The sequence below is a fragment of the Paraburkholderia fungorum genome (assembly GCF_900099835.1).
In the GTDB taxonomy this organism is placed as follows: domain Bacteria; phylum Pseudomonadota; class Gammaproteobacteria; order Burkholderiales; family Burkholderiaceae; genus Paraburkholderia; species Paraburkholderia fungorum_A.
The window spans coordinates 2,827,407-2,851,641 of sequence record NZ_FNKP01000001.1 but is presented as its reverse complement, the minus strand read 5'-3'; the positions used below and the strand labels follow the sequence as shown (position 1 = coordinate 2,851,641).

General features: G+C 62.4%; 21 protein-coding genes and 1 tRNA gene. 13 read left to right on the top strand and 9 right to left on the bottom strand.

The annotated features are described in order from the left end of the window. Positions 1–178 precede the first annotated feature (178 nt). The 4 genes from BLS41_RS12510 to BLS41_RS12495 all read left to right on the top strand — a co-directional run bounded on the left by BLS41_RS12510 (position 179) and on the right by BLS41_RS12495 (position 3,146). Positions 179–580 (top strand): hypothetical protein, encoded by a 402-nt coding sequence (locus BLS41_RS12510; RefSeq protein ID WP_074764894.1) that lies wholly within the window; start codon positions 179–181, stop codon positions 578–580. 21 nt (positions 581–601) lie between these two features. Then, a complete protein-coding gene (locus BLS41_RS12505) occupies positions 602–1,402 on the top strand; it encodes a TraB/GumN family protein (RefSeq protein WP_074764892.1) in 801 nt (266 codons plus the stop codon). Positions 1,403–1,539: 137 nt separating this feature from the next. Continuing rightward, positions 1,540–2,520, top strand: a complete 981-nt coding sequence (locus BLS41_RS12500) for a GGDEF domain-containing protein (protein ID WP_074764890.1) — start codon at positions 1,540–1,542, stop codon at positions 2,518–2,520. Between the two features lie 125 nt (positions 2,521–2,645). Next, positions 2,646–3,146, top strand: a complete 501-nt coding sequence (locus BLS41_RS12495; RefSeq protein ID WP_074764888.1) for a GNAT family N-acetyltransferase — start codon at positions 2,646–2,648, stop codon at positions 3,144–3,146. Between the two features lie 178 nt (positions 3,147–3,324). On the opposite strand, the gene BLS41_RS12490 is transcribed toward BLS41_RS12495, so the two are convergent. The 3 genes from BLS41_RS12490 to BLS41_RS12480 are packed head-to-tail and all read right to left on the bottom strand — an operon-like array spanning position 3,325 to position 5,280. Then, on the bottom strand, positions 3,325–4,212 hold the full coding sequence (locus BLS41_RS12490; protein ID WP_074764886.1) for a cytochrome c oxidase assembly protein: 888 nt from the start codon (positions 4,210–4,212) through the stop codon (positions 3,325–3,327). A gap of 9 nt (positions 4,213–4,221) precedes the next feature. Beyond that, positions 4,222–4,683: a copper chaperone PCu(A)C gene (locus BLS41_RS12485; RefSeq protein ID WP_074764884.1), complete on the bottom strand. Its 462-nt coding sequence runs from the start codon at positions 4,681–4,683 to the stop codon at positions 4,222–4,224. Positions 4,684–4,701: 18 nt separating this feature from the next. Beyond that, positions 4,702–5,280, bottom strand: coding sequence for an SCO family protein (locus BLS41_RS12480; protein WP_074766506.1), 579 nt, complete (start codon positions 5,278–5,280; stop codon positions 4,702–4,704). A gap of 489 nt (positions 5,281–5,769) precedes the next feature. Between BLS41_RS12480 and otsB the strand changes: the two genes are divergently transcribed. Both otsB and otsA read left to right on the top strand, forming a co-directional pair. After that, the gene (gene otsB, locus BLS41_RS12475; RefSeq protein WP_074764882.1) at positions 5,770–6,519 is read left to right on the top strand and encodes a trehalose-phosphatase; all 750 of its coding nucleotides are present in this window, start codon (positions 5,770–5,772) and stop codon (positions 6,517–6,519) included. Positions 6,520–6,601: 82 nt separating this feature from the next. After that, positions 6,602–8,074 (top strand): alpha,alpha-trehalose-phosphate synthase (UDP-forming), encoded by a 1,473-nt coding sequence (gene otsA / locus BLS41_RS12470; protein ID WP_074764880.1) that lies wholly within the window; start codon positions 6,602–6,604, stop codon positions 8,072–8,074. 135 nt (positions 8,075–8,209) lie between these two features. On the opposite strand, the gene BLS41_RS12465 is transcribed toward otsA, so the two are convergent. Then, positions 8,210–10,045 (bottom strand): ABC transporter ATP-binding protein, encoded by a 1,836-nt coding sequence (locus BLS41_RS12465; RefSeq protein ID WP_074764878.1) that lies wholly within the window; start codon positions 10,043–10,045, stop codon positions 8,210–8,212. Between the two features lie 706 nt (positions 10,046–10,751). On the opposite strand from BLS41_RS12465, the gene BLS41_RS12460 reads away from it, so the two are divergent. From BLS41_RS12460 to BLS41_RS12450, 3 genes are all read left to right on the top strand, one after another. Continuing rightward, entirely contained in the window at positions 10,752–11,816 is a 1,065-nt protein-coding gene (locus BLS41_RS12460) for a glycosyltransferase family 4 protein (protein ID WP_074764876.1), read from the top strand. 235 nt (positions 11,817–12,051) lie between these two features. Further along, the gene (locus BLS41_RS12455; RefSeq protein ID WP_074766504.1) at positions 12,052–12,906 is read left to right on the top strand and encodes a hypothetical protein; all 855 of its coding nucleotides are present in this window, start codon (positions 12,052–12,054) and stop codon (positions 12,904–12,906) included. Between the two features lie 152 nt (positions 12,907–13,058). Next, the gene (locus BLS41_RS12450) at positions 13,059–13,523 is read left to right on the top strand and encodes a DUF2214 family protein (protein WP_074764874.1); all 465 of its coding nucleotides are present in this window, start codon (positions 13,059–13,061) and stop codon (positions 13,521–13,523) included. A gap of 155 nt (positions 13,524–13,678) precedes the next feature. On the opposite strand, the gene BLS41_RS12445 is transcribed toward BLS41_RS12450, so the two are convergent. From BLS41_RS12445 to BLS41_RS12425, 5 genes are all read right to left on the bottom strand, one after another. Continuing rightward, entirely contained in the window at positions 13,679–15,562 is a 1,884-nt protein-coding gene (locus BLS41_RS12445; RefSeq protein ID WP_074764872.1) for an ABC transporter ATP-binding protein, read from the bottom strand. Positions 15,563–16,048: 486 nt separating this feature from the next. Further along, positions 16,049–16,123 (bottom strand) — tRNA-Val (locus tag BLS41_RS12440). Positions 16,124–16,171: 48 nt separating this feature from the next. Next, positions 16,172–16,906 carry a DNA polymerase III subunit epsilon gene (dnaQ, locus tag BLS41_RS12435; protein WP_074764871.1) on the bottom strand — a complete coding sequence of 245 codons (735 nt, stop codon included), beginning with the start codon at positions 16,904–16,906 and terminating at the stop codon, positions 16,172–16,174. 102 nt (positions 16,907–17,008) lie between these two features. Then, entirely contained in the window at positions 17,009–17,455 is a 447-nt protein-coding gene (gene rnhA, locus BLS41_RS12430; protein ID WP_074764869.1) for a ribonuclease HI, read from the bottom strand. After that, positions 17,452–18,312, bottom strand: a complete 861-nt coding sequence (locus BLS41_RS12425; protein ID WP_074764867.1) for a class I SAM-dependent methyltransferase — start codon at positions 18,310–18,312, stop codon at positions 17,452–17,454. The genes rnhA and BLS41_RS12425 overlap by 4 nt, the downstream gene beginning before the upstream one ends. 19 nt (positions 18,313–18,331) lie before the next feature. Here BLS41_RS12425 and gloB point away from each other — a divergent pair, with 19 nt between their 5' ends. The 4 genes from gloB to carA all read left to right on the top strand — a co-directional run bounded on the left by gloB (position 18,332) and on the right by carA (position 24,022). After that, entirely contained in the window at positions 18,332–19,123 is a 792-nt protein-coding gene (gene gloB, locus BLS41_RS12420) for a hydroxyacylglutathione hydrolase (protein ID WP_074764865.1), read from the top strand. Between the two features lie 157 nt (positions 19,124–19,280). Continuing rightward, a complete protein-coding gene (locus tag BLS41_RS12415; protein ID WP_074764864.1) occupies positions 19,281–20,975 on the top strand; it encodes a transglycosylase SLT domain-containing protein in 1,695 nt (564 codons plus the stop codon). A 202-nt stretch (positions 20,976–21,177) separates the two neighbouring features. Continuing rightward, entirely contained in the window at positions 21,178–22,419 is a 1,242-nt protein-coding gene (locus BLS41_RS12410) for an MFS transporter (protein ID WP_074764862.1), read from the top strand. 448 nt (positions 22,420–22,867) lie between these two features. Then, positions 22,868–24,022 (top strand): glutamine-hydrolyzing carbamoyl-phosphate synthase small subunit, encoded by a 1,155-nt coding sequence (gene carA, locus BLS41_RS12405; RefSeq protein WP_074764860.1) that lies wholly within the window; start codon positions 22,868–22,870, stop codon positions 24,020–24,022. The last annotated feature ends 213 nt before the right edge of the window (positions 24,023–24,235 follow it).

Here is a 24,235-nt window from a genome sequence, read left to right as displayed (position 1 = left end):
GACAAGTCGGGGCTTTTCTTTTTTCTGCTGCGTGTGAGATGCAGATTCGCTATAGCGATCTGATCATCGCCATGCGCGTTGCACCCGGTGTTCACCCGCAACCACGCCCGCAATCGCCCGGGCGACCCCTCGCGCGGATATAGTGGCGCACCCAGACCCCCACTCCCACTTCGACACCATGCGTCCCACGGACATCCGCCGCCGCTCCTTCTATCTGCGCGCGATCTACGCACTCTGTCTGCTTGGCGCGACGTGGACGCATCTGCAGGTGGCGTTAGTCCATGGGCTCGATTGGGACTACGGCGGCGCCGCGCCATTCACGCGCATCTACTGGACTTCGCTGCTCTTCATCGATCCGTTCACCGCACTGCTTCTGCTCGTCATGCCGAGGATAGGGCTGATACTCTGCGTCGCCGTCATCGTGACGGACGTGGCGCACAATTCGTGGTTCGCGCTGCATCATCCGGTGCGGATGGATCTGTATCTTTCGCAGATCGTTTTTCTTCTGTTCGTCGCGTTCACTGTGCGGACCGCCTGGCGTGGAGCCCCAAGCCGGCGTGCCCGACGCTTTCCTGCGTGACCGTTTGTTCACCGAGGCCGAATGTACCTACAACTCGCCGGCACCAATGTGCGACTGCTTGGCTCGATGCATCTGTTTCCCGCGACCAGCCGGCGGACGCCGCCCTGGATCGCAGAAGCCTATGACTGGGCCGAAGCGCTCGTTTTCGAATCCGATCCGCCGACAATCCTGCCGTTCCTGAAGGCTGACTCACAGCCCGGCGCGGGCGAGTTGCAGCCGTTCGTTTCCGCCGATGCCTGGCGTCAACTCCAGGCGCTGTGGCCCGCCGAAGGACCGTTGGCGCCGTTCACCGCGTTGCGTCCATGGGCCGCGCTGATCGTCGCGCCGACGCTGTTCCAGCAGGTCGTCGAAGGCGTCGAGCCGCGCATGATGCGCTCGGCGCTCGCGCAGTCCAAACCCTACGAGTATCTGGAAACAGCGAACGATGTCGCCGCCGCTCTCGAATCGATTCCGCTGCAAGCGGTCGGCGCAGCGCTTGATCTGCTGATGGCCGATCGCGATGAACCGCAACGCACCCTCGAGCGCATGCACGCGGCATGGCTCGACGGCGATCTCGACGCGGTCCAGCAGGTTGCCGTCGAATCGCCGATGTTCAATTTGCCGGGCATCCGCGAGGCCATTCTCGATATGCGCAATCGTGCATGGGCCGCGCGCCTGACGCAGCAAACAGGGCGGCCCGAGCGAACCTTGGTGGTCGTCGGCGCGCTGCATCTGTGTGGTCCGGGCAATCTGATCGAATGCCTCGCGCATCCCGTCGAGGCGGCTTTCCAGGCGGATGACGTCTCCGGGAAAATCCTGGGCACGTCGCGCGATCCGACGTGAAACGCCCGGCAGTCAAGGCTCCCGTCGATCGTCATCGACGGAACTCTGCAAGCTCGCCTCAATCCCATCGTAAAGAATGCCGCTATACACTGACGGCCCACGATTTCGGTCATCACGAAGGACACTGAGAACACGACATGCATGTTCCATCGACGCCCAGCAATGAAAGCGCCCGCATCGACACATTGCGTGCGCTGCAAATTCTCGATACCTCGTCCGAAGAGCGCTTCGACCGCCTGACCCGGCTCGCCAGGCGGCTGTTCGGCGTGCCTATCGCGCTCGTGAGCCTCGTCGACACGAACCGCCAGTGGTTCAAATCGTGCGTCGGGCTGTCGGCGACCGAGACGTCGCGCGACGTGTCGTTCTGCGCGCACGCGATTCTCGGCGATGAACTTTTCCTGGTGCCGGACGCGCTCGCCGACGAGCGTTTTCACGACAACCCGCTCGTGACGGACGATCCGAATATCCGCTTCTATGCGGGTTGTCCGCTGACGGTGGCTAACGGTAGCAAGCTGGGCACGCTGTGTCTGATCGACATCAAGCCGCGCGGCCTCGATGCCGAAGAGCGCGAGTTGCTGCTCGACCTCGCGCATATGGCCGAGCAGGAACTGGCGGCCGTGCAACTGGCCACGCTCGACGAACTGACGCTGCTGTCGAACCGGCGCGGTTTCGAAGCGCTCGCGCAACACGCGCTGAACGTCTGCAAGCGGATGGATAAACCCGCGTCGCTGCTGTTCTTCGACCTGAACGATTTCAAACTGATCAACGACACGTTCGGACACGCCGAAGGCGACCGCGCGTTGCAGACCTTCGCCGAAGTGCTGCGTACCGCGCTACGTGAGAGCGACGTGATCGGGCGGCTCGGCGGCGACGAGTTCGTCGCGCTGCTGACCGACACCGGCAGCACGGAAACGCACGAAGTGACGCGCCGTCTCACGCAGTTGCTCGACGCGCGCAATGCCGAGGAGCGGCGCGGCTATCAGATCCGCTATAGCGTCGGGCAGACGTCTTATGATCCGGCGCGCCATGTGTCGATTGCCGAACTGCTGGCCGCCGCCGACGCAGCGATGTACAGCCACAAGCAGGCGTCGAAGGCACGCGGCGCGCAGCGGGGTTGATGCTCGTGCACGCCGCCCGGCGCTCGCCCGCTGGCGCGCGGCATGGCTGCGGGCTGACGCGCGCGGCATAATTGCGCATCGTTCGCCGCCGCTTCTGGCGGCGCGTCTTTTTTCGAAAGTATCCGATGACTGAATCACAGCAAACTGCCGCCGCGCGGCTCGCGCAACTCGAATGGCGCTGGAAGTCCTTCACGGACCTCACGAGCGTCGAAGTGTATGAAATGCTGGCTGCCCGCAGCGCGGTCTTCGTCGTTGAACAGAATTGCGTGTATGGCGATATCGACGGGCTCGATATGCAAGCGTGGCATCTGTCGGCATACGGGCCTGCAACCGACGCTGCAACAACGCCGTTGGCCGGTTATCTCCGCGTCTTGTTGCCCGATGCCGACGACGCCGATGTGCGTATCGGTCGTGTGCTGACCACCGCGCCGTTCCGCGGAATCGGGCTGGGCAATGCGATGCTCGAACGGGCGCTCACGCACATCCGCGCACAATGGCCCGGTACGCCGATCCGTCTGCATGCGCAGGCCCATCTGCAAAAGTTTTACGGCGCGTTTGGCTTCGCTCCCGTCTCGGAGATCCACGACGAAGATGGCATTCCGCATGTGTGGATGCGCTCGGCCTGAGCTTGTGCTGAAGGGGCGCGGATGAGGGTTGGCGTTGGCGGGATAGCAGCGCTCCCGTCCGATTACCGTTTATAAAGCGCCGCTGCGCTCTACAAACCAGCGTCGTTTAGACAGGCTTCTTCACGCAAGCCGGTTTCTGCACGATGCAGGTCCACCTCGGCGTCCGTGCCTGCAGCCGTCAACGGTGACCGCCAATCGGCGTCGACGCCCCGTGCGCCGCCATCGCTCTCCCTGACTTCGCACGCCGCTCATTGCGCAGCCGTCCGCGCGCCGACAGCCGCATCCAGTGACGCAGTGCGATCAGTGCGCCGATCACGCTCATCATCGAACCCGGAATCCATAGCAAGAGCCCGCCGATCTGCTGATCGCGCATCGGGCTCAGCCATGTGAACGCGCGGCCGCAGATCGAATAGATCGGATACAGCTCGTGCGACGTAAAAAAGATAAACGCGCCGAGAATAATCTGCGGCGGAATCGCGGCGATCACCACCAGCACGCGCTTGCCGGGCGACAAACGCGCGGGCGGCGCAGGGCGCGGATCGAGCACGAGGCACCAGAACAGCAGCCCGTCGATCGCCATGCTCCAGTTCATCACGCGATAAAGTCGCCAGTCGAGCATCGCGACGAAATGAATCGGCGACATCAGCCAGAAGTAGATCAGCCCGACGAACAGCGTGACGGCCACAACCGGATGCATCACCACGTCGAGCAGCTTGCGTACCACGAGGTTGTCGAGCGCGGGCCGCACGAAACGCTGCCGCCACGCGAACGGAATCCCCGCCCGCAACGCTGCGCCCGGATACGACAGCGCAATAAAAAACGGCCCGAGATGATGCAGCACCAGATGCTGCAGGCGATGCATGAAGAACTCATGCTCGAAGAAATAATCGAGCCGCGTATGCAGCACGACATACAGCGCCACCAGCCCGAACCAGAAGGAAATGCGCCGCGCGATCGACAGCTTCGCTTTGCGTGCGCCGCGTACGAACAGGATCGCGGGCACCAGCAGCGCGATCACGACGGTCGGCGAAAACTCCCACGGGTCGAGCCAGTAGAGCAGGTTCATCGCCGCGAATTACTTGGTCTGGGCCGGCGACTTCACGACGAACGGCGTGTCGAGCGTTTCGCCGTCGGAGAACTTCAGTTGCAGATGAACCGTGTCGCCCGGCGCGACCTTGTGCTTCGCGTCTTCGAGCATCACGTGGTAGCCGCCCGGTGAGATCGCGACCTGGCCGTGCGCGGGCACGGTCAGCTTGTCGACCATCACCATCTTTTGCGACGAGCCGTTCGACACGGTCTGATGCAGCATCGCATCGCCATAGTCGTTACTCGAAATGTCGACGAGGTCGACGGGCTTGTCGCTGGCGTTCACCAGCGTCGCGTAACCGGCGGCGGGCAGATTGTTCGGCAGCCAGCGGACCCATGCGTCCTTGACGCTGATCGCGTTGGAACCGGCGGCTTGCGCAGCCCCGGCGATACCGAACGAAAGGGCAAGGGCGCAGCCCAGCGAAGCGAACGTTTTGATCTTGATCGACATGAATGAACTCGGGAAAGGTCAGGAACGGTCATCAATGATACGTCGCAGGTCCTGCGCGATCGTATCGGACGTGTCGTGATCGGTAGCCAGCAGGCGCGCGTGGCCCTGGCTGTCGAACACGTAAACGGCGGAACTGTGGGTCACTTCGTAATTGCCGCTCGGGTCGCGCTTTTCCATCTGATACGCGACGCGGTAGCGTTTGGCCAGCGACTCGATCTGCCAGTCGCTGCCGGTCAGGCCTTCGGCGTGTTGCGGATCGAACGCGCCGACGTAATCGTGCAACGCCTGCGGCGTGTCGCGCGCGGGGTCGACGGTGATGAACAGGATGCGGACCTTCTGCGCGTCGGGGCCGAGCTTGCCGAGCACCTGCATCAGGCGGCCCATCGTTTCGGGGCACACATCCGGGCAGTGCGTGTAGCCGAAGTAGACGAGCGAGGTGCGGCCCTTGAACGAATCGCCGTTGACGGGCTTGCCGTCGTCGCCGGTGAGCGTGAAGTCGAGATCCGGCAGATGGCCGGTCACGTTGGTCAACTGCCAGGACTCGCTGCGATGCGTGCAGCCTGCGAGCGCGGTCAACGCGCCGATCGTCAACGTCATTGCGAAGCGCCGTGCGAACCGTTGGCGGCGCGACGGCGCGGCGAGGTTCGTTTGCGGTTGACGCGATGACAGGATCGGGAACAAAGCAGGGCTCAATGACTCGATTGAATAGTGGCGCGTGACGTGGTGTGTGAACGGCGTCGCCCGATTTGCATGCTGCGATGGCGGACATCGGGCGCATTACGAGTCCGCCATAGTGTGCAAATATGGTCATGACGACAAGCGCCTTTGTGGCAGGGACTGTATAACAAAACCCCTGGCAACGCCGCGCACCGCTCATGACGCGTGCGTCGCGGGGCAATTTGACGCACACCGCTGAAAGCGTGCTGAAGCCGGATTGTTCCATTTTTGAATGCAATCACCGAAAGCTCGGGCGCGCGCGGTGCCGCCGGGCTTGAACCGAAGCTTACTTTCTCGAAAATTTGACCGATGCGCGGTAAGATGCGCACACTTTTCCGGCCGCAGAAGGCTGAAAGGCGAACCCAATCGATGCAAGCACTTCCGGCTGTTCTGTCTCCTGGCGAGACAGCATTTTTCTTCGATTTCGACGGCACGCTCGTCGAACTCGCGCCCACGCCGGACGGCGTGCTGGTGCAACCGCGCGTGATCGAGTTGCTGAGCGCACTGCGAAGCCTGACGAACGGCGCGGTCGCGATCGTGTCGGGCCGTGGCATCGACAGCATCGACAGTTTTCTCGGCATGCCCGATCTGCCGATTGCCGGTTTGCACGGCGCCGAGCGGCGTGACGCGAACGGCGATACGCAACGTATTGGCTTCCACGACGAGCGGCTTTTGCGCATGGAGCAGGTGCTTGCGCAGGTCGTCAACGAACATCCCGGCATGCTGCTCGAGATCAAGGGCGCGGCGCTCGCACTGCACTACCGGAACGCGCCCGATCGCGAACAGCTTGCGCGCGAGGCGACCGAACGGCTGGTCGCCGACTATCCCGATGCCTATGTGCTGCAGCCGGGCAAGATGGTCTACGAAATCAAGCCGAAGGACGTCGACAAGGGCCGCGCGATGCGCGCGTTCCTCGATGAGCCGCCTTTCGTCGGCCGCACGCCGGTATTCGCCGGCGACGATCTGACCGACGAGAAAGGTTTTGCGGTCGTCAACGAACGCGGCGGCGTGTCGATCAAGGTCGGCGCGGGCGAGACGATGGCGCATTCGCGAATCGACTCGGTGTCCGCGCTGCTCGACTGGCTGGAGACGATCGTCGCGGCGGCGCGCAAAGCATGAGAGTGAGCATGACGGCGACGCCATTTCAATCGACGCTAACAACGCAAACAACGCAATCGTATTGCATCGGGAATCGCGCTTCATGAGTCGACTGATCATCGTATCGAACCGGGTCGCGCCTATTTCGGAGGGCGGTCCGGCAGCGGGCGGGCTGGCGGTGGGCGTGTACGACGCGCTGAAGGAAACCGGCGGCATGTGGTTCGGCTGGAGCGGCGACGTGCTCAGCTCGGGCCAGCCGCAGATCAAGGTCGAAGAGCGCGGACCCGTCACCTTTGCGACCATCGCGCTGATGCGCCGCGACTACGACCAGTACTACCGCGGTTTTTCGAATGCCACGCTGTGGCCGGCGTTTCACTATCGCGCCGATCTGCTGCAATACGACCGGCACGATTTCGAAGGCTATTGCCGCGTCAACGCGTGGCTCGCGCAGCAACTCGTGCCGCTGTTACGCGACGACGATGTGATCTGGGTTCACGACTATCACCTGATTCCGTTCGCGCAGGCGTTGCGCGCGGCCGGCGTGAAGAATCGCATTGGTTTCTTCCTGCATATTCCGTTTCCCGCGTCACAGGTGCTGCTGGCGGTGCCGCCGCATCGCGAGCTGGTCGAAGCACTATGTTCGTTCGATCTGCTCGGCTTCCAGACCGCGCCGGATCTGCGCGCGTTCTGCGATTACATCGTCAACGAGGCGAACGGTTCAGTCGATAACGCGGGTAGCAGCGGTCCGCTGACCGTGCACGCATTCGGCCGCACGTTGCGCGCGGCGGCTTATCCGATCGGCGTCTATCCTGACGAGATCGCCGAACTCGCGAAAGCGGGCGAGCGTGGCAAGCCGGTGCGCACGATGAAGGCGACGCTGCATTCGCGCAAGCTCATCATGAGCGTCGACCGGCTCGATTATTCGAAGGGACTGGTCGAGCGATTCCGCGCGTTCGAGCGTCTGCTGGAGCACGCGACTGCGCAACGCAACAAGGTGTCGTTCCTGCAGATCGCACCGCCGACGCGCGCCGACATGCACGCGTATCAGGACATCCGTCTGCAACTGGAAGGGGAGTCGGGGCGCATCAACGGACGCTTCGCCGAACTGGACTGGACTCCGATTCTCTACATCCACAAACAGTACGAGCGCTCGGTGCTGGCCGCGCTGTTCCGTACCGCGCACGTCGGTTATGTGACGCCGTTGCGCGACGGGATGAACCTCGTCGCCAAGGAGTATGTGTCGGCGCAGGACCCGGAGAATCCGGGCGTGCTCGTGCTGTCGCGCTTTGCGGGCGCGGCGCAGGAGCTGGAGGGGGCGCTGATCGTCAATCCGGTCGATATCGACGGGATGGCCGAGGCGCTGGCTACCGCATTGCAGATGCCGCTGGCGGAGCGCCAGGCGCGTCATCGCGACATGATGGTGCAATTGCGCGAGAACAATGTGTCGGTGTGGCGCGATAACTTCATGCGCGATTTGCAGGCCGTGGGAGCGCGGGTGAAGGCTGCGAAAAGCGCGAAGTCGAAGGTTGTTACGGCGGGCAAAAAGCGCGCAGTGCGGAAGAAGCCGGCGGTATAGTTTTTCCGGCTAGAAGCTTTGGCTGAACGCGGTGTGTTGCGCCGCTTATCTCTCCAGTCGAAAAAAAGCCGCTTCCAGGAAGCGGCTTTTTTTCTACGTGCGCGCGCTGGGCAATCCCACCGCGCATCGCACAACTCAAACCACGTGCTGTTCGTCGACCTTTTTTCCGCCGATGTGCAATGTCGTGCCCTTGCCGTACTGCTTCGAGAGCAGGTCGCGATACAGGCCGGGACGCTGGCGCAATTCTTCGGGACTGCCGTCGTCGATTACCTTGCCCGCGCTCATCACGATGATCCGGTCGAAGTTGTTCAGCGTCGACAGCCGGTGCGCAATCGCGATAACGGTGCGGCCGACCATCAGCCGGTCGAGTGCCTTCTGGATCGCTTCTTCCGACGCGCTGTCCAGCGCCGAGGTCGCTTCGTCGAGCAGCAGGATCGGCGCGTTCTTCAGAATGGCACGCGCAATTGCGATCCGCTGACGCTGACCGCCCGACAGCTTCACGCCACGGTCGCCGACGATCGTATCGAAACCTTCCGGCATCGCTTCGATGAAATCCGTGCAACGCGCTTCCCGCGCGGCCGCGATGACTTCGTCACGGGTCGCCTCAGGGCGGCCATACGCGATGTTTTCGTACACGGAGCGATGGAACAGCGAGATGTCCTGCGGCACCAGCGCGATGGCGTGCCGCAAGCTGTCTTGCGTGATGGCCGCGATATCCTGGCCGTCGATCTTGATCGCGCCGCCCTGCGTCTCGTAGAAACGCTGCAACAGCGCCAGCACGGTGGATTTACCCGCGCCCGACTTGCCGATCAGACCAACCCGCTGACCCGGTTCGATATGCAGATCGAAATGGTCGAGAATCGCGCGGCGGCGCGGATACGCGAATGTCACGCCTTCGAAATCGACACGGCCGCCTTGCGGCACGAGTTCGCTAGCACCGTCGCGGTCGGGCATGCCGTGCGGTTCCAGCAGCGTGCGGACCGCTTCGGCGAGCCGCGCGACGTGCTGCGTCACGTCGACCAGCGCCACGGCCAGATCGCGCGTGCCGTGCAGAATCGTGAAGCCGAGCGAGCTGACCAGCACGATGTCGCCCGAGGTTGCCTTGCCCTGGTCCCACAGCCACAGCGCCCAACCCAGCAAGCCCGCCGACAGCAGCGCGGTGATCACCGCGTGCAGCAGGCGCAGCTTTTCCAGATACAGCAGGCTCTGCTGACGCGCGTCCATCTCGGCCTTGACCGTCGCGCCGAAACGCTGCTGTTCGCGGAACGTCATGCCGAATGCACGCACGAGGCCCATGTTGCTGATCACGTCGACCAGTTCGCCGTCGACGGACGCCGCCTTGGTCGCGAAATGATGATGGCGTGCCGATCCGCGCCCGGCGAGCTTGTACAGCACGACCGACAGAATCGCCGAGCACAGCATCAAACCGCCGGCCATCAACGGATTCACCGCGATGATCATGACGATCGCGCCGAGCACCGCGATGCACGGCGGCAGCACGTTCCACGCAGTCGTGTTCTCGGCCGTGTAGACAGCGTTCGAGGTGGCGGTGATCCGACTGGCCAGCATGCCGGGCTGCTTCTCGGAGTAGTAGCTCGGGGAGTGTCCGCTCAGATACGAGAACAGGTCGCGCCGCAAGTCGCCCGTCACGGCGACGAACGTATGCGCAGCGACCCATCCGCCGACCCGCCACAGCAGGTTGTCCGCGGCGATCAGACCGACGAGGATCGCAAACGCGCCCCACAGCGGGCCAGGATGATGACGGCCTTCGCCGAGCACGTCGATCAGATGTTTGATCGCGTATTGCGAAGCGAGCGCACAGCCCACGGCCGCAAACACGCTGCACAGGACGATCGCATGTGCGAGCGGGTGGCGGCGGATAAAGCGGAAGAGAAACGCAAGCGGCCTATGCGCATAGCTCGCGAGCTTTGCGTTCTGGGCGTTGCGCTGGGCGATGGTTAATTGTTCCAATTGATCGTGAGGTCGGTGTGTTTCGGGTTGTGCATGCAAAGCGCGGGCCACATAAGCTACGTGGGCGAAATAGGCTCGCCGCGAAGCCGATGCTTCGCATTGTAAACATGCAAAAGCGATTGCGCCCTGTGTATCCGGGCGTTGACGCGACTGATTTTCGCGATAGACCTCTGCAACCTACCTGTTGCTCGACCCGCCGACTGGCAGGTGGTTCACGCTAGTTGCAGATAATTTCGAGATATAATTACAGATTGCATTCAACTGCGGTGCGGCATTTTTTCAATGCTTGCCGGCAAAGTTGACGCAAGGGCTTACCGATGCCGCGTCTCCACGAGATGCCGCAAGCCAGTTGCCACTGTAGAACTGTCTTATAAAACAATGGTTTGCAAAGTGTTTCGCGTTTGTAACAACGTAAAGACTTTGAAATGTTGTGGTGCAACGAGAATGCCGGCATCGATAATGCATGCTCTGTTGGCCCAGCAAAATATCTGACAGTTTGTCAACGTAGGTGTCGCATGCGCGTTTACTCGCAGATGCGCAGACAGTGACCAACTGGTCTGGGCTCACTACCCAAGCGATCCATCGCAGGATTTCTCGAAAGAATCAGGCCTGAGCCGGCATATCCGGCCGACTGCCCTGGCGAGCAAGCGAGTCGCTTTTAACCAAACGCAGTACTATTGCCAGTTTTTTCCAGGAGTTCTCTATTATGCGAATCGCTCAAATCGCTCCGCTGCACGAGGCGGTTCCTCCCAAGCTGTATGGCGGGACGGAACGCGTGGTGTCCTATCTGACCGAAGCTCTGGTCGAGCAAGGCCACGACGTGACGCTCTTCGCGAGCGGCGATTCGCAAACGTCGGCCAAGCTCGAAGCGTTCTGGCCGCAGGCGCTCCGCCTCGACCCGACCATCCGCGACGTGATGGCTCCGCACATGCTGCTGCTCGAAGAAGTGCGCCGCCGTGCCGACGAGTTCGACGTGCTGCATTTCCACATCGACTACTACCCGTTCTCGCTGTTCGCGCGTCAGCCGGTGCCGTTCCTGACCACGATGCACGGCCGTCTCGACCTGCCGGAACTGCAACCCATTTTCAACACGTTCAGCGACGTGCCGGTCGTGTCGATCTCCGACAACCAGCGCATCCCGCTGCAGCAGGCGAACTGGCTGCAAACCGTTTATCACGGTCTGCCGGAAGACGTGCTCACGCCGATCCCCGACGTCGAACCGGGCTACCTTGCATTCCTCGGCCGCGTCTCGCCGGAGAAGGGTCTTGACCGCGCAATCCGTATCGCCGGTCAGGCAGGCATGAAGCTGAAGGTCGCCGCCAAGATCGACAAGGCCGACCGCGCCTATTACGAAGAAGTGATCAAGCCGCTGATGGCGCTCCCGCACGTCGAGTACATCGGCGAAATCGGCGAAGCCGAAAAGCGTGAGTTCCTCGGTAACGCGCATGCGCTGGTGTTCCCGATCGACTGGCCGGAGCCGTTCGGTCTGGTGATGATCGAAGCCATGGCTTGCGGTACGCCGGTCGTCGCCTTCAATCGCGGTTCGGTGCCGGAAGTGATCGACAACGGCGTGTCGGGCTTCGTCGTCGAAGACGAAATCAGCGCTGTGGCCGCGTTGAAGCGTCTGCACACGTTGCCGCGCGCCGGTGTGCGCAAGGCATTCGAATCACGTTTCTCGTCGAAGGTCATGGCGCGCAACTACGTCGCGACCTACGAAGAACTGCTGCGTCAGAAACAGCGCACGGTGCTGCGCGAAGTCAACGCAAGCTGATTCTTTGCTGTCATTCAAAGGAGGGCCGGCGGGACGCTTCAATCCGCCGGCCACCCACGCAACGCCCCGTGCGCAAACCGCTCACGGGGCGTTGTTGCATCCGCGCCGCGTTTTTTCGGACGAATGGCCGAAAGTGTGGGGCTGGGCCCGGTAACTGCGAGCCACGCTCGGTAATATCCCTATAATGGCCGTGCCGCAAATTTGGCTGCAAAGCCGCCGACGACAGGAGGATGCCTTGGCGAGAACGAAAGAGACGCGTGCGAATGCCGCGCCTGGCGCCGGAACGATTTTCGCGTTGCGCGCCATCGGTCTCGTGCTCCTCGCCCGCTGGCTTTTTTCGATGGCGCAGATGGGTCTGACTGCGTCGTTGTCGGCGATGGTGTCGTCGCCGTGGGCGTGCATCAACCTGGTTTTTCTGTTCCTGCTGATCTTCCTGCCGGGCGCGCGCGCCGTGGCCGAGCGTCCGTTTCATCCGTTGCCGCAATGGCTGCGGCAGGCGGTGCGTCTGTTTGCTTTCCTTGGATTTCTGTTCGCGGTCTGGTCGGTTGGCGCGTTTGTCGCCAGCGCCGGCTGGCGGCGCGCGGCGCAAGCGGTCGCGGCCACCAATGGCTGGCTGATTGCCGCGCCGGTGCTGTATGTCGCGGTCATCTGGATTTGCCGGCCGCGTCCGTTGTGGCGAACCAATATCGCCGCGCGCCGTTTTGCGATCGGCCGTTACGCGGTCGCGCTCGATCAGACTACACGCACGGTGAGCGTGTGGGCCGAGCGTCGCAAGGTGGGGCAGTACGACGCGCGCGAACTGTCCGTGCGCTGGGCTGCCGGGCAGGACGTGCGGGCTACGCCCACGCCGACACCCGCGGTCGCGTTTGGCGCTGCGGGCGATCCATCCGGGGCGCCGCTTCATTCGGCTGCGGCGTCCGCTCCCGCGTTGTCGCGTGGTGCGTTCGGCCGTCGTCCTAAGGTCGAATTGCTGTGGGATTCGCCTGCTGCGGCGGGCCACAACCGGCAAACCGTCTTCCGCGCCGCGTTGATGACCGAAGGCGACCGGGTCGCCGCACGGGCACTCGACACCACCTTGCAGCAAGTCTGAATCTGCGCGCTTTGTGCTGTCGGTCACACCTTGTGGCCAATGCACGCGTCGTAAATCGATCCTTAGCCGATAATGGAGTCAGGGCGCCCGTCGTTCAACGACGGGCGAGTGGGACATACATCGATCGTATTGCGTCTTTCGCAGGAGTCGCCATGCTGGTTCGCTGGTTGCTTGCCGCCCTTCATCTGCTCGCTTACGGCTTCGCTCTCGCGTCGATACTCCGGCGCACGTGGGCGTTGCGTCGCGCTTCCGTACCAGCCGCGTTGCGATCCGTTTTCCGCGCCGATACCGGGTGGGGCATTTCCGCGTTGATTCTGGTGGTCACCGGGTTGATGCGCGCGTTCGGCGGTTACGAAAAGGGCGCCGACTACTACCTGCACGAGCCGCTCTTTCATCTCAAGATGACACTGCTCGTGCTAATCCTGCTCCTTGAAATTCCGTCGATGCTCGCGCTGATGCGCTGGCGCGCGGCAATCCGCAAAGGTGCACCGCCGGATCTGAAGAAGGCGCGGTCGTATGCGCGCTTCAGCGTGATCCAGACGATTTTGCTGGTGCTGATGGTGTTTGCTGCAACGGGGATGGCGCGCGGCATTGGGTTGCCGGCGTCGGTGGTGTAAGCGGGGGGGGGGGGCGTGGTTGCGACCGCGTTGTGGTTTTGCCGTAAGCGGCGACTGTAGCTGCCGGTGTATGTGCTGCGGGCAAGATCATGCCGCTGAATGTGGAGGCCGCCTTAAAGCGGCCTCCACCTCGCCTGTCAAACGCATAGCGCCTTTTACTTTTCGGTCACCAGGCTGGAGTCGTCAACCCGGTTCGTCTCCGTTTTTGCGTCCAAAGTGCCGGGTATGAAATCGGACTCGCTCAATCCCTTGATCAGTTCCAGCGCCTGACGTTCGAACAACCGCCGGTACAGGCCGTTTTCGAGCCGGATCAGCGCGTCGTGACTGCCTTCCTCGATTACCTTGCCCTTGTCCAGCACCAGCAGTCTGTCCAGCGCGCGCACGGTGGACAGCCGGTGCGCGACCACCAGCGTCGTGCGGCCCATCATCAGGCGTTCCATGGCCTGCTGGATCAGCACTTCGCTTTCGCTATCGAGGCTCGACGTGGCCTCGTCCAGAATCAGGATCGGGGCGTCGGCGAGAAACGCCCGGGCAATCGCCACGCGCTGGCGTTCGCCGCCCGATAGCTTGACGCCTCGTTCACCGACCAGCGTGTCGTACCCGTTCGGCAGCGCCGCGATGAAATCGTGCGCGCTGGCGAGTTTCGCGGCCCGCTCGATCTCAGCCCGGCTCGCACCCGGCCGGGCATAGGCGATGTTCTCGGCGAGCGAGCGGTGAAACAGCACCGGCTCTTGCTGAACGATCGCGATCTGGCTGCGCAGCGACGCCTGCCGCACATGCGCGATGTCCTGACCGTCGATCGTGATCCGGCCACCCGAAATGTCGTAAAGACGCTGGATCAGCTTGATGAACGTCGTCTTGCCCGAACCGGAATGCCCGACCAGCCCGATACGCTCACCCGGCGCGATCCGCACGGAGAAGTTGTCGTAAAGCGGCTTCGGATTCGAACCGTAGTGAAAACTGACGTGCTCGAAGCGGATCTCGCCTTTGCCGATGGCGATCGGCCCTGCGTTGGGCAGGTCCTCGATACCGAGCGGCTGCTTCTCCAGCGACACCAGTTCCTCCATGTCGTTGACCGAGCGTTGCAGGTTGCGGATGTGCATGCCGACGTCGCGCAAATAGCCTTGCAGCATGAAGAACATGGTCAGCGCGAACGTGATGTCGCCGACGCTCGCGTTGCCGCGCATCCACATCAGCAGCGCCACGCCGAGGATGGCTGTCTGGATCGCCACCAGCATGCCGCCCTGAACGCCGCCGTTGATCGTGCCGCGCACCCACGTGCGGCGCGTGCGATGACGCCACTTGCCGATCACGCGCTGAAGCAGCGCTTCTTCGCGCTCCTCGGCGCCGAACGCCTTCACGACGCCATTGCAGCTGACGGCATCGGCGAGTGCGCCGCCCATGCGCGTGTCCCATGCGTTCGCGAGGCGCGCGGCCGGCGCGACGAAGCCGAGCGACATCGCCACGGTCACCGCGATATACACCACCGAGCCGATCCCGACGACTGCGCCCATCAACGGCCAGTGCCAGCCGAGCAGCACGGTCGCGCCCACCAGCATGACCAGCGACGGGAACAGGGCAATCAGCAAGGTGTCGTTGAGCAGGTCGAGCGCCCACATGCCGCGCGTGATTTTGCGGACGGTGGAGCCGGCAAAGCTGTTGGCGTGCCAGTCGGTCGAAAAGCGTTGCACGCGATGAAACGCGTTGGCCGCGATCTCGCTCATCATCTTCAGCGTGAGCCGAATGATGTTGAAGTACATGCCCTGGCGGAGCAGCGTGGCGCTCAGGCCGAGCGCGCTCAATACGCAGAACGCAGTGATTGCTGCGTGCAGCGCAACTGCGTCGCCCGCCGGGCCGGACGCGATGGCATCGGCGAGGCGTCCGGCGAACAGTGGCGTGAGCACGTCCGCGAGGGCCGCGAACAGTACGAGCGCTGCGATGACGAAGATTCGCCACGGCTGTTGCGCCCAGTGAAGGAAGGTGAAGCCGAGGACATCCTTGAAGGCTTGTCCGCGAAAGTCGAGTTTTTTGTTAGCCATTTGCCACGACCCGATGACGCGCGAGCGCACCGAGGTTCCAGTCAGAAGCGAAAGGACGAGACAGTCAAAGCATGCCGGGATGCGATGGCAACGGAACGACGGACTGTCTGGATTTTGTGCGGCTAGCCTGTTGAGGCGAGGCCGCTTGAGCGACGATGCAACGACTTGTTAAGGTCGTGACGGCGATCGCGGGACCATGTGTGGGAAAGCGATATGCACTGCGGACATGTGGCGCCTCCCTATGGTCGAATGAAGTGGTGGAGAAAGCAGATGGGGCGAATGCCCGAAAGCTGACTATATCAGCAGTATTTGGCTGCCGCAATTGTACGAAGTTACGGTGTTGACTGCGAAGTCGGACGGTGCAAGGGCGTTGAGTCCGATTGTCTGGGCTGCTTTGAGGACCGCGACGTCGACCGAAAAATAGAAAAGGGCTCACGTATTTCTACGTGAGCCCTTTAATCTTCGGTGATCGACACACCAAAATTCTGGTGGGTAGTACTGGGATCGAACCAGTGACCCCTGCCGTGTGAAGGCAGTGCTCTACCGCTGAGCTAACCACCCGAAGAGATTCAAATTATGTCAGGAATTTTTACCCCTGTCTAGTACTTTTTAAGCGGTTTGCTCATCCGTTGTCGATACGGTTTCAACGCGCCATACGCTGGTGCCTTTGATCTGCTTATCGAGACCGTCGAGTACCGACTGGTGCGCGGCAATTTCGTCGTCGCTGGCGGCAATGACAACGAGGTCGAGCGAGTCGAGCGCAACCCGCGGCGCATTTGCGTCGCCGCCGGCGTGCGATTCGCCAAGCATGTCGATGACCAGGCTTTCCTGGCCGCGTGTCATCGCCAGGTAGACTTCGGCGAGCAGCTCCGAGTCGAGTAGTGCGCCGTGCAGCGTACGGTGCGCGTTGCTGATGCCGAAGCGGTCGCACAGCGCATCGAGCGAATTGCGCTTGCCGGGGAACATCTGTTTCGCGCGTGCGAGTGTGTCGATGATCTCGCCGCAATAGGTGCTCACTTTCGGCAAGCCCAGCAGTGCGAATTCTGCGTCGAGAAAGCCGATGTCGAACGGTGCGTTGTGGATGATCAGGTCCGCGCCTTGCACGAAGTCGCGAAACTGATCGGCGATTTCGGCGAACTTCGGTTTGTCACTCAGAAACTCCGTGGTCAAACCGTGGACGGCCAGTGCGCCCGGGTCGCTGTCGCGTTCCGGGTTGATATAGAAGTGCAGGTTGTTGCCGGTGAGCCGGCGGTTCACCAGCTCGACACAGCCGAGTTCGAGAATCCGGTCGCCGGTACGGGCATTCAGGCCGGTAGTTTCGGTATCGAGGATGAGTTGACGCATGTCGGAATAGCCTGCTTCAGAAAATGTGCAGCGGAAAATATACGGCGAAGAAATGACCCAGGAGAGGGGCGCGAATTTAAGCCGCGCCCTCCGCAACAGTCATCACATTTGCGTGAGTGACGCGACGCCGCGATTGGCCAGTTGATCGGCCCGCTCGTTTTCCGGGTGTCCATTGTGCCCACGCACCCAGCGCCATTCGATCTCGTGTTGCGCGACGAGCGCGTCGAGCCGTTTCCACAGATCGGCATTCTTCACTGGCTGTTTAGCCGCCGTGATCCAGCCTTTCTTCTTCCAGCCGTGAATCCATTCGCTGATGCCTTTCTGCACATATTGCGAATCGGTGTGCACGACGGCCTTGCAGGGGCGCTTCAGCGCTTCGAGTGCGCCGATCACGCCCATCAGCTCCATGCGATTGTTGGTCGTGTTGGCTTCGCCGCCGAACAGTTCCTTTTCCTGGTCGCCGAAGCGCAGCAGCGCACCCCAGCCGCCTGGGCCGGGATTGCCCTTGCAGGCGCCGTCGGTATAAATATCGATGAGATCGGAAGTCATTGAGTGTGATTGCGAGTATTCGGTGAGGCGGCGGACGCCAGGCCCGCGGCGAGAACAGGTTTTTTCACTTTCAGCGGACCGACGAGACGCATGCCGGGCACGCGCTTGATCGCCTTGATCATGTAGGTGGCGCCGAAAATCGGCCACCAGCGGTCGCCGGCGGCTTCCATGAACGCGTAGCGGGACAGCCACTGGTCGCTGCCGAGCGGCGGACGATAGCAGCCGAAGCGCCCCCGTTCAAGGTCGAAACCCAGCAGCTTGATCCAGTCTTTCAGCCGCGTGAACGCGATCAGGTCGACGGCGGCGGGCACGAACGGCCGGCCGGTCATCTTGCCGACCGACTGCCGCGCGCCCCACAGCGACAGCGAGTTGAAGCCGAGAATGATCAGCTGGCCTTCGGGCATCAGCACGCGCTCGGCTTCGCGCAGCAGCCGATGCGGATCGCTCGTGAATTCCAGTGTGTGCGGCATCACGATCAGATCGACGCTTTGGGCTTCGAACGGCAAATCCAGCAAATCGCACCATACCGCGCTGCGTCCGGCTGGCGCGGGCAAGCCGGCGGGCGAAAACGAAGGGGCGGCGGACAGCGGCACCGCGCCATTGCCGGAATAACGCGACGGGCCGTGCGGAAACGTGTATGGAGCGCTGGCTCCGCTCGCGGCATCGAGCACGAGGCCGCGGCAGGGCATGCGGTTTTCGCGCAATGCGTCGAGCTGCGGCAGGCCGAGTTGCAGCGCATGATAGCCGAACACGTCCGACACCACGCGGTCGAGCTGGGTTTGTTCCCACTCCAGCACATAGCGGCCAGGCGGCGAGTCGGTCCAGGCGGGCCAGTCTATAATCGCTCGGTCAGTCATATCAAAGAATGCGTCGCCTATGAATGCGCTCGAGTACGTACCGGTCCCGGCGTTTGAAGACAATTACATCTGGGTCGTGTCCGACGGACAACACGCGGTAGTCGTCGATCCGGGTGAGGCCGCGCCCGTGAAAGCCTATCTGGCGAGACGCGGGTGGCAGCTGAGCGCTATTTTACTCACCCACCATCATCACGACCACGTCGGTGGAGTGGCCGATCTGCTGAACGGCCAGGCCGTTCCCGTCTACGGCCCCGCCGGTGAAGCGATCGAGCATCTTACACACCGTCTCAAAAATGGCGACCATGTGACGATCGCGACACCTGCGCTCGAATTCAACGTGCTCGACGTGCCGGGTCACACGAGCGGGCACATTGCCTATTTTCAGGCTGCCGATCCGAACGGCACGCCGCACGTTTTCTGCGGCGACACACTGTTTGCGTGTGGCTGCGGCCGGTTGTTCGAAGGCACGCCGAAGCAGATGCTGGCATCGCTCGACGCGCTCGCCGCGTTGCCCGGCGCGACCGAGGTTCATTGCGCGCACGAGTACACGCTGTCGAACATCCGCTTCGCGCTCGCCTGCGAGCCGCACAATGCCGAACTGCAAGCCTGGCGCGACAAGGCGACCGAGTTGCGGGCGCGTCATGTGCCGACATTGCCTACCACGATCGCCCATGAGCGCGCGGTGAATCCGTTCCTGCGCGCCGCCGAACCGTCGGTCCAGGCGAGCTTGCAGGATCAGTTGCATGAAAAAATCACGGACCGGCTGGCCGCGTTTACGCTGATGCGCGAATGGAAAAACCGTTTCCGTTAATTCGTTCCGCATGTAAGCACTCCTCACGCGATGAATCGGAAAAATTCGCCAAGCCCAAGATTTCCTTGATTTTTTTCGTAATTTTCTGATTGACGGAAACGTTGCCGTTTCGTACTATCGGCTGCAAATTCCAGCCCTTGTGGAAGCCGAGACGTTCATGAGATTTATCTTTAGTGCGTTGTTGGTCCTGACACTCGCCGCTTGCGCGAGTCAAGGACCGGCAACGAGCAGTTCCACCGCAACCAATCCCGCCAGTCAGCAAGCCGTAGCCGACGCACTTCGCAAGACAGCCACCGCCAAAGAAACCATCGACGTCGACAAGGGTTCCGTCACTCAACTGACGAGCGCCGACGCAGACCTTTGGGGCCGTATTCGTCGTGGCTTCCAGATGCCCGATCTGCAAACCGACCTCGTCGATATGCAGGTCAACTGGTATGCGCAGCGTCCCGACTACGTGCAGCGCATGACCGAGCGCTCGCAAAAATACCTGTACCACATCGTCGAGGAGCTCGAGGCGCGTCATATGCCGACCGAGCTCGCGCTGCTGCCGTTCATCGAATCCGCATATAGCCCGCAGGCTTTGTCGGTCGCGAAGGCGGCGGGCATGTGGCAGTTCATGCCGGGCACGGGCCGCACCTACAACCTCAAGCAGAACATGTGGCAGGACGAGCGCCGCGACGTGCTGGCGTCGACCAGCGCCGCGCTCGACTATCTGTCGAATCTGCACGACATGTTTGGTGACTGGCAACTGGCGCTCGCCGCGTACAACTGGGGCGAGGGCAACGTGCAGCGCGCGATCGCGCGCAACGAGGCAGCGGGTTTGCCGACCGACTACCTCAGCCTGCGCATGCCGAACGAGACGCGCAATTACGTGCCGAAGTTGCAGGCGGTGAAAAACATCGTGATGAACCCGCAAATGTACGGGCTCACTTTGCCGTCCATTCCGAACCACCCGTATTTTGTGACGGTCACCACGTCGCACGATATGGACGTGGAGGTGGCCGCGAAGCTCGCGAATCTCTCCACGGACGAATTCCGTTCGCTGAACCCGTCGTTCAGAAAGCCGGTGATTCTCGGCGCGACGCAACCGCAAATCCTGCTTCCATTCGACAACGCCAGCGCGTTCGAACGTAATCTGAAGGCGTATTCCGGCTCGCTGTCGTCGTGGACCACGTACACGGTCGACCAGCGCGCAACGCCGGCGGCGATCGCCCAGAAAATCGGTGTCGATGCCGACACGCTGATGGAAGTGAACAAGATTCCGGTCGGCATGCGCCTGAAGCCAGGCTCGACGATCGTCGTGCCCCGCGGTTCGGACGACGACGAAGACATCAGCGCCGACGTCGCCGAAAGCGCGGTTCTGGCGATGGAGCCCGACGTCCCCGACACCCGCAAGATGCTGATCCGCGTGCGCCGCAATCAGTCCATGGCTGCTATCGCCGTGCGTTATGGCGTATCGGTTGGTCAATTGAAGTCGTGGAACCGTACGCACCGCGATCAGGTTTCGCGCGGCCAGGTGATCGTGCTGCACGTGCCGGTCGGCAAGGCGATGCCGAGCGAGCCGGGTCCGGAGCGTATCGCCGCCGACGTGTCGGGCGGCGGGGTCGAGAAGATCGGCACCCGTGTCGCAGACACTCGAAGCGAATCGCGCTACGATAGAAAGAAGGGTCGGGGCCACTCATCCGCTGTGGTGAAGGTTTCCGAGCCGGTAGAAAAGGTCAGCAAGCCGACCGCGTCCGCCGCCAGCAAAGGCAAGGTGACGAAGGTATCGGCTTCCACGTCCAGCAAGGCGTCGAAGGCTGCGGCAGAGAGCCGCCCGAAGACTGCGGCCAACGCGAAGAAGGGTAAGTAGACCAATAGCGGCTCCCACGGTAGTGACCCATGCGCTGCGGGGGCAGCGCATGAATTGCGCTCCGATCACGCACCGTGTTTCCTGACGCCGTCACCTGTGGTGACGGCGTTTTTCATTCTGCAGATCATTTGCGGCGAGCTTCGCGCATTTCCTTTATCGTTCGTGCTTCGGTTACTTCGGCTGTCCAATTCAAAGCAAAGCTATGTCGTCGACCCAACTGCGCGTCTTTCTCCTCTTCTCCGCCGGCTACTTCGTTTCCTACCTGTTTCGCGGCGTCAATCTTGGTTTTGCGCCGTTTATCACCCACGACCTGGGGTTGTCGGCGGCAGATCTGGGTCTGTTGACCAGCCTGTACTTCCTTGGATTTGCCGGCGCGCAGATTCCTGCGGGCGTGCTGCTCGACCACTTCGGCGCGCGCCGCGTGACGGCTGCCACGCTGCTATTCGCCGCGCTCGGTATCTGGGTGTTCGGCGCGGCGCAGAGCCTCGGCGTGATGATGATCGGGCGACTGCTGATCGGCGTCGGCGTGTCCGTCTGTCTAGGGGCGGCGTTCAAGGCGCTGGCGCAGCATTTCGCGACGGCGCGTCTGCCGCTGATGAACGGACTGGTGATGGCGATCGGCGGTTTCGGCGGTGTGATGGTCGGCTCGCCGCTGACGTGGGTGCTGGGTTTCGCGGGCTGGCGCTCGGTTTGCGTCGGACTCGGTGTGTTGACGGTGCTCGTCGCGCTCGCACAATGGACGCTCGCGCCGGACACGAAGGAAACTCATCATCAGACCAGTATCGGCGCGCAATTCAAAGGCACGCTGCATATTTTGCGCAGCGCGGCGTTCTGGAAAATGGCGTCCTTCTCGGTGGTCACGCAAGGCGTGTTCTACGCGATGCAGTCGCTGTGGGTCGGCGCCTGGTTGCGCGACGTGCAAGGCTTCGAGCCGCGTGAGGCCGCCGCGCTGGTGTCGGTTCTCGGTTTCGCGATGATGGCGGGCTGCGTCGGCTTCGGCGCGGCGGCGCGCAGTCTCGAGCGACGCGGCATTTCGCTTTATGCGTTTTGCGGAATCGGCATGGCGCTGTATGTAGTGACGCAGTTGCTAATCATGTTCAAGGCGCCATTGCCCGCCGGCTTGCTATGGGCGGCGTACGGCATTTTCGGGGGGACTGGCATTCTTAGCTACGCTGTCATGGCCCGTCATTTTCCGGCGCAAATGATCGGCCGCGTGAACACCACGCTCACGCTGATTATCTTTCTGCTGATTTTCGGCTTCCAGATCGGCGTTGGCGCGGTGCTGTCGCATTGGCCGGCAACTAATGGTCATTACCCGGAAGTCGCCCATTTGACTGCCTGGGGGATTCTGGTGACGCTGCAGGTGCTGAGCGCGATCTGGTACATATTGCCCAATCGTGCGGTGGTCCGTCCTGTGGAAATGCGCGCCGGCCAAGACGCCTGAGCGTTCGGACGGGCGCGCGGCTGCGAAGGGAGATTAATCGACGCTATCTTGATTTGGTGTCGATAAATTTCTCTTTGCCGCCGGCAAAGTCAATTCCAGTAAGGGTTTGCGTGGATCGAGACCGGCCTGCACCGGGTCCGCGCGCCATCTCGGATTTGGAGGGAAGGGCGGTTTCAGGCTATAATTTCAAGGTTTGAGCTTATCAACCCGCACCCTAGCGCCTACCTCTCCCATACCGTTCATCCGCCGCGCGCCAATGGCGTAGCAAGAAGGGCCCCGCACCAAGCCGATCCGTCCACACAATGGATACATTGGACATGTCGCGCACCCCTTGCAACGTTACAGGCAGTACGCGAGCGAGTCTGCGCGCGCATCCTCGATGTGCTTCGCTGCGGCTCGCAGTCGGATAGGCTGGTCGGCAACAGGGTGTTCCCCCAAGGAGTCTCCCGTGTTGCCGTCATTTTCTCCCGCTCTGCTCGCGCTCGCCGACGGCACGGTCTTTCGTGGTTACTCGATCGGCGCCCCCGGCCATACGATCGGCGAAGTCGTGTTCAACACCGCTATCACCGGCTATCAGGAAATCCTGACCGACCCGAGCTACGCGCGCCAGATCGTGACCCTCACGTATCCGCACATCGGTAACGTCGGTGTGAACGCCGAAGACGTCGAAGCTACGAAAGTCCATGCCGCCGGCCTGATCATCCGTGATCTGCCGGTTCTCGCGTCGAATTTCCGCATGGAGCGCACGCTCCCGCAATACCTGAAGGACGAAGGCGTCGTCGCCATCGCCGGCCTCGATACCCGCATGCTGACCCGCGTTCTGCGCGACAAGGGCGCGCAGAACGGCGCGATCCTCGCCGGTTCGGACGACGAAGCCAAGGCGATCGAACTCGCACGCTCGTTCCCGGGCCTCTCGGGCATGGACCTCGCGAAGGTCGTGTCGACGAAGGAAAGCTTCGAATGGACCCAGACCGAATGGCGTCTGGGCAGCGGCTACGGCACGCAGAGCGCGCCGAAGTACCGCGTGGTCGCGTTCGACTACGGCGTCAAGTACAACATTCTGCGCATGCTGGCCGAACGTGGCTGCCACGTCACCGTGCTGCCGGCGCAAGCCACCGCGGCCGACGCGCTCGCGCTCAACCCGGACGGCATCTTCCTGTCGAACGGCCCTGGCGACCCGGAACCATGCGATTACGCGATTGCAGCGGCAAGTGAGTTGATCGAGCGCGGCATTCCGACGTTCGGCATCTGCCTGGGGCACCAGATCATGGGCCTCGCAGTCGGCGCCAAGACCATGAAGATGAAGACCGGCCACCACGGCGCGAATCATCCGGTAAAGGATCTGGACGACGGCCGCGTGGTCATCACGTCGCAGAATCACGGTTTTGCAGTCGACGCCGACACGCTGCCCGCGAACGCGCGCGCCACGCACGTTTCGCTGTTCGACGGCACGCTGCAAGGCTTCGCGCTGACCGACAAGCCGGCGTTCTGCTTCCAGGGTCACCCGGAAGCGTCGCCTGGTCCGCACGACATCGCTTATCTGTTCGACCGCTTCACCGGTTTGATGGACGCGAAGAAGGGCGACAAGAGCGCGGCGGCGTAAGCTGAAGCGGCTCGGCGCTGCGGGCTTGCCGGAAGAAGTGGCACGGCATCCCGGCAGCGCGCGGCTCGTCAGGCGATGAGCGCTTCCAGCGCGCAAGGTGCGCAAGCGCCCCCCAAATGAGCCGCCCGCAACAGCCAACGGCAGCACACAGCAGCAAGCAGCAGCGCACAGCAAAGCGCGCGCAACGCAACACCGACGCGCGCCGACGGAAAG

Excerpts from the sequence above, each read along its gene's own strand:
- BLS41_RS12500 (WP_074764890.1), top strand. The coding sequence starts at position 1,540 with ATGCATGTTCCATCGACGCCCAGCAATGAAAGCGCCCGCATCGACACA.
- gloB (WP_074764865.1), top strand. The coding sequence starts at position 18,332 with ATGAATGCGCTCGAGTACGTACCGGTCCCGGCGTTTGAAGACAATTAC.
- rnhA (WP_074764869.1), bottom strand. The coding sequence starts at position 17,455 with ATGACTTCCGATCTCATCGATATTTATACCGACGGCGCCTGCAAGGGC.
- BLS41_RS12410 (WP_074764862.1), top strand. The coding sequence starts at position 21,178 with ATGTCGTCGACCCAACTGCGCGTCTTTCTCCTCTTCTCCGCCGGCTAC.
- BLS41_RS12460 (WP_074764876.1), top strand. The coding sequence starts at position 10,752 with ATGCGAATCGCTCAAATCGCTCCGCTGCACGAGGCGGTTCCTCCCAAG.
- BLS41_RS12445 (WP_074764872.1), bottom strand. The coding sequence starts at position 15,562 with ATGGCTAACAAAAAACTCGACTTTCGCGGACAAGCCTTCAAGGATGTC.
- BLS41_RS12495 (WP_074764888.1), top strand. The coding sequence starts at position 2,646 with ATGACTGAATCACAGCAAACTGCCGCCGCGCGGCTCGCGCAACTCGAA.
- BLS41_RS12480 (WP_074766506.1), bottom strand. The coding sequence starts at position 5,280 with ATGACGTTGACGATCGGCGCGTTGACCGCGCTCGCAGGCTGCACGCAT.
- BLS41_RS12450 (WP_074764874.1), top strand. The coding sequence starts at position 13,059 with ATGCTGGTTCGCTGGTTGCTTGCCGCCCTTCATCTGCTCGCTTACGGC.
- BLS41_RS12425 (WP_074764867.1), bottom strand. The coding sequence starts at position 18,312 with ATGACTGACCGAGCGATTATAGACTGGCCCGCCTGGACCGACTCGCCG.
- BLS41_RS12485 (WP_074764884.1), bottom strand. The coding sequence starts at position 4,683 with ATGTCGATCAAGATCAAAACGTTCGCTTCGCTGGGCTGCGCCCTTGCC.
- BLS41_RS12505 (WP_074764892.1), top strand. The coding sequence starts at position 602 with ATGTACCTACAACTCGCCGGCACCAATGTGCGACTGCTTGGCTCGATG.
- otsA (WP_074764880.1), top strand. The coding sequence starts at position 6,602 with ATGAGTCGACTGATCATCGTATCGAACCGGGTCGCGCCTATTTCGGAG.
- BLS41_RS12490 (WP_074764886.1), bottom strand. The coding sequence starts at position 4,212 with ATGAACCTGCTCTACTGGCTCGACCCGTGGGAGTTTTCGCCGACCGTC.
- BLS41_RS12510 (WP_074764894.1), top strand. The coding sequence starts at position 179 with ATGCGTCCCACGGACATCCGCCGCCGCTCCTTCTATCTGCGCGCGATC.
- otsB (WP_074764882.1), top strand. The coding sequence starts at position 5,770 with ATGCAAGCACTTCCGGCTGTTCTGTCTCCTGGCGAGACAGCATTTTTC.
- dnaQ (WP_074764871.1), bottom strand. The coding sequence starts at position 16,906 with ATGCGTCAACTCATCCTCGATACCGAAACTACCGGCCTGAATGCCCGT.
- BLS41_RS12415 (WP_074764864.1), top strand. The coding sequence starts at position 19,281 with ATGAGATTTATCTTTAGTGCGTTGTTGGTCCTGACACTCGCCGCTTGC.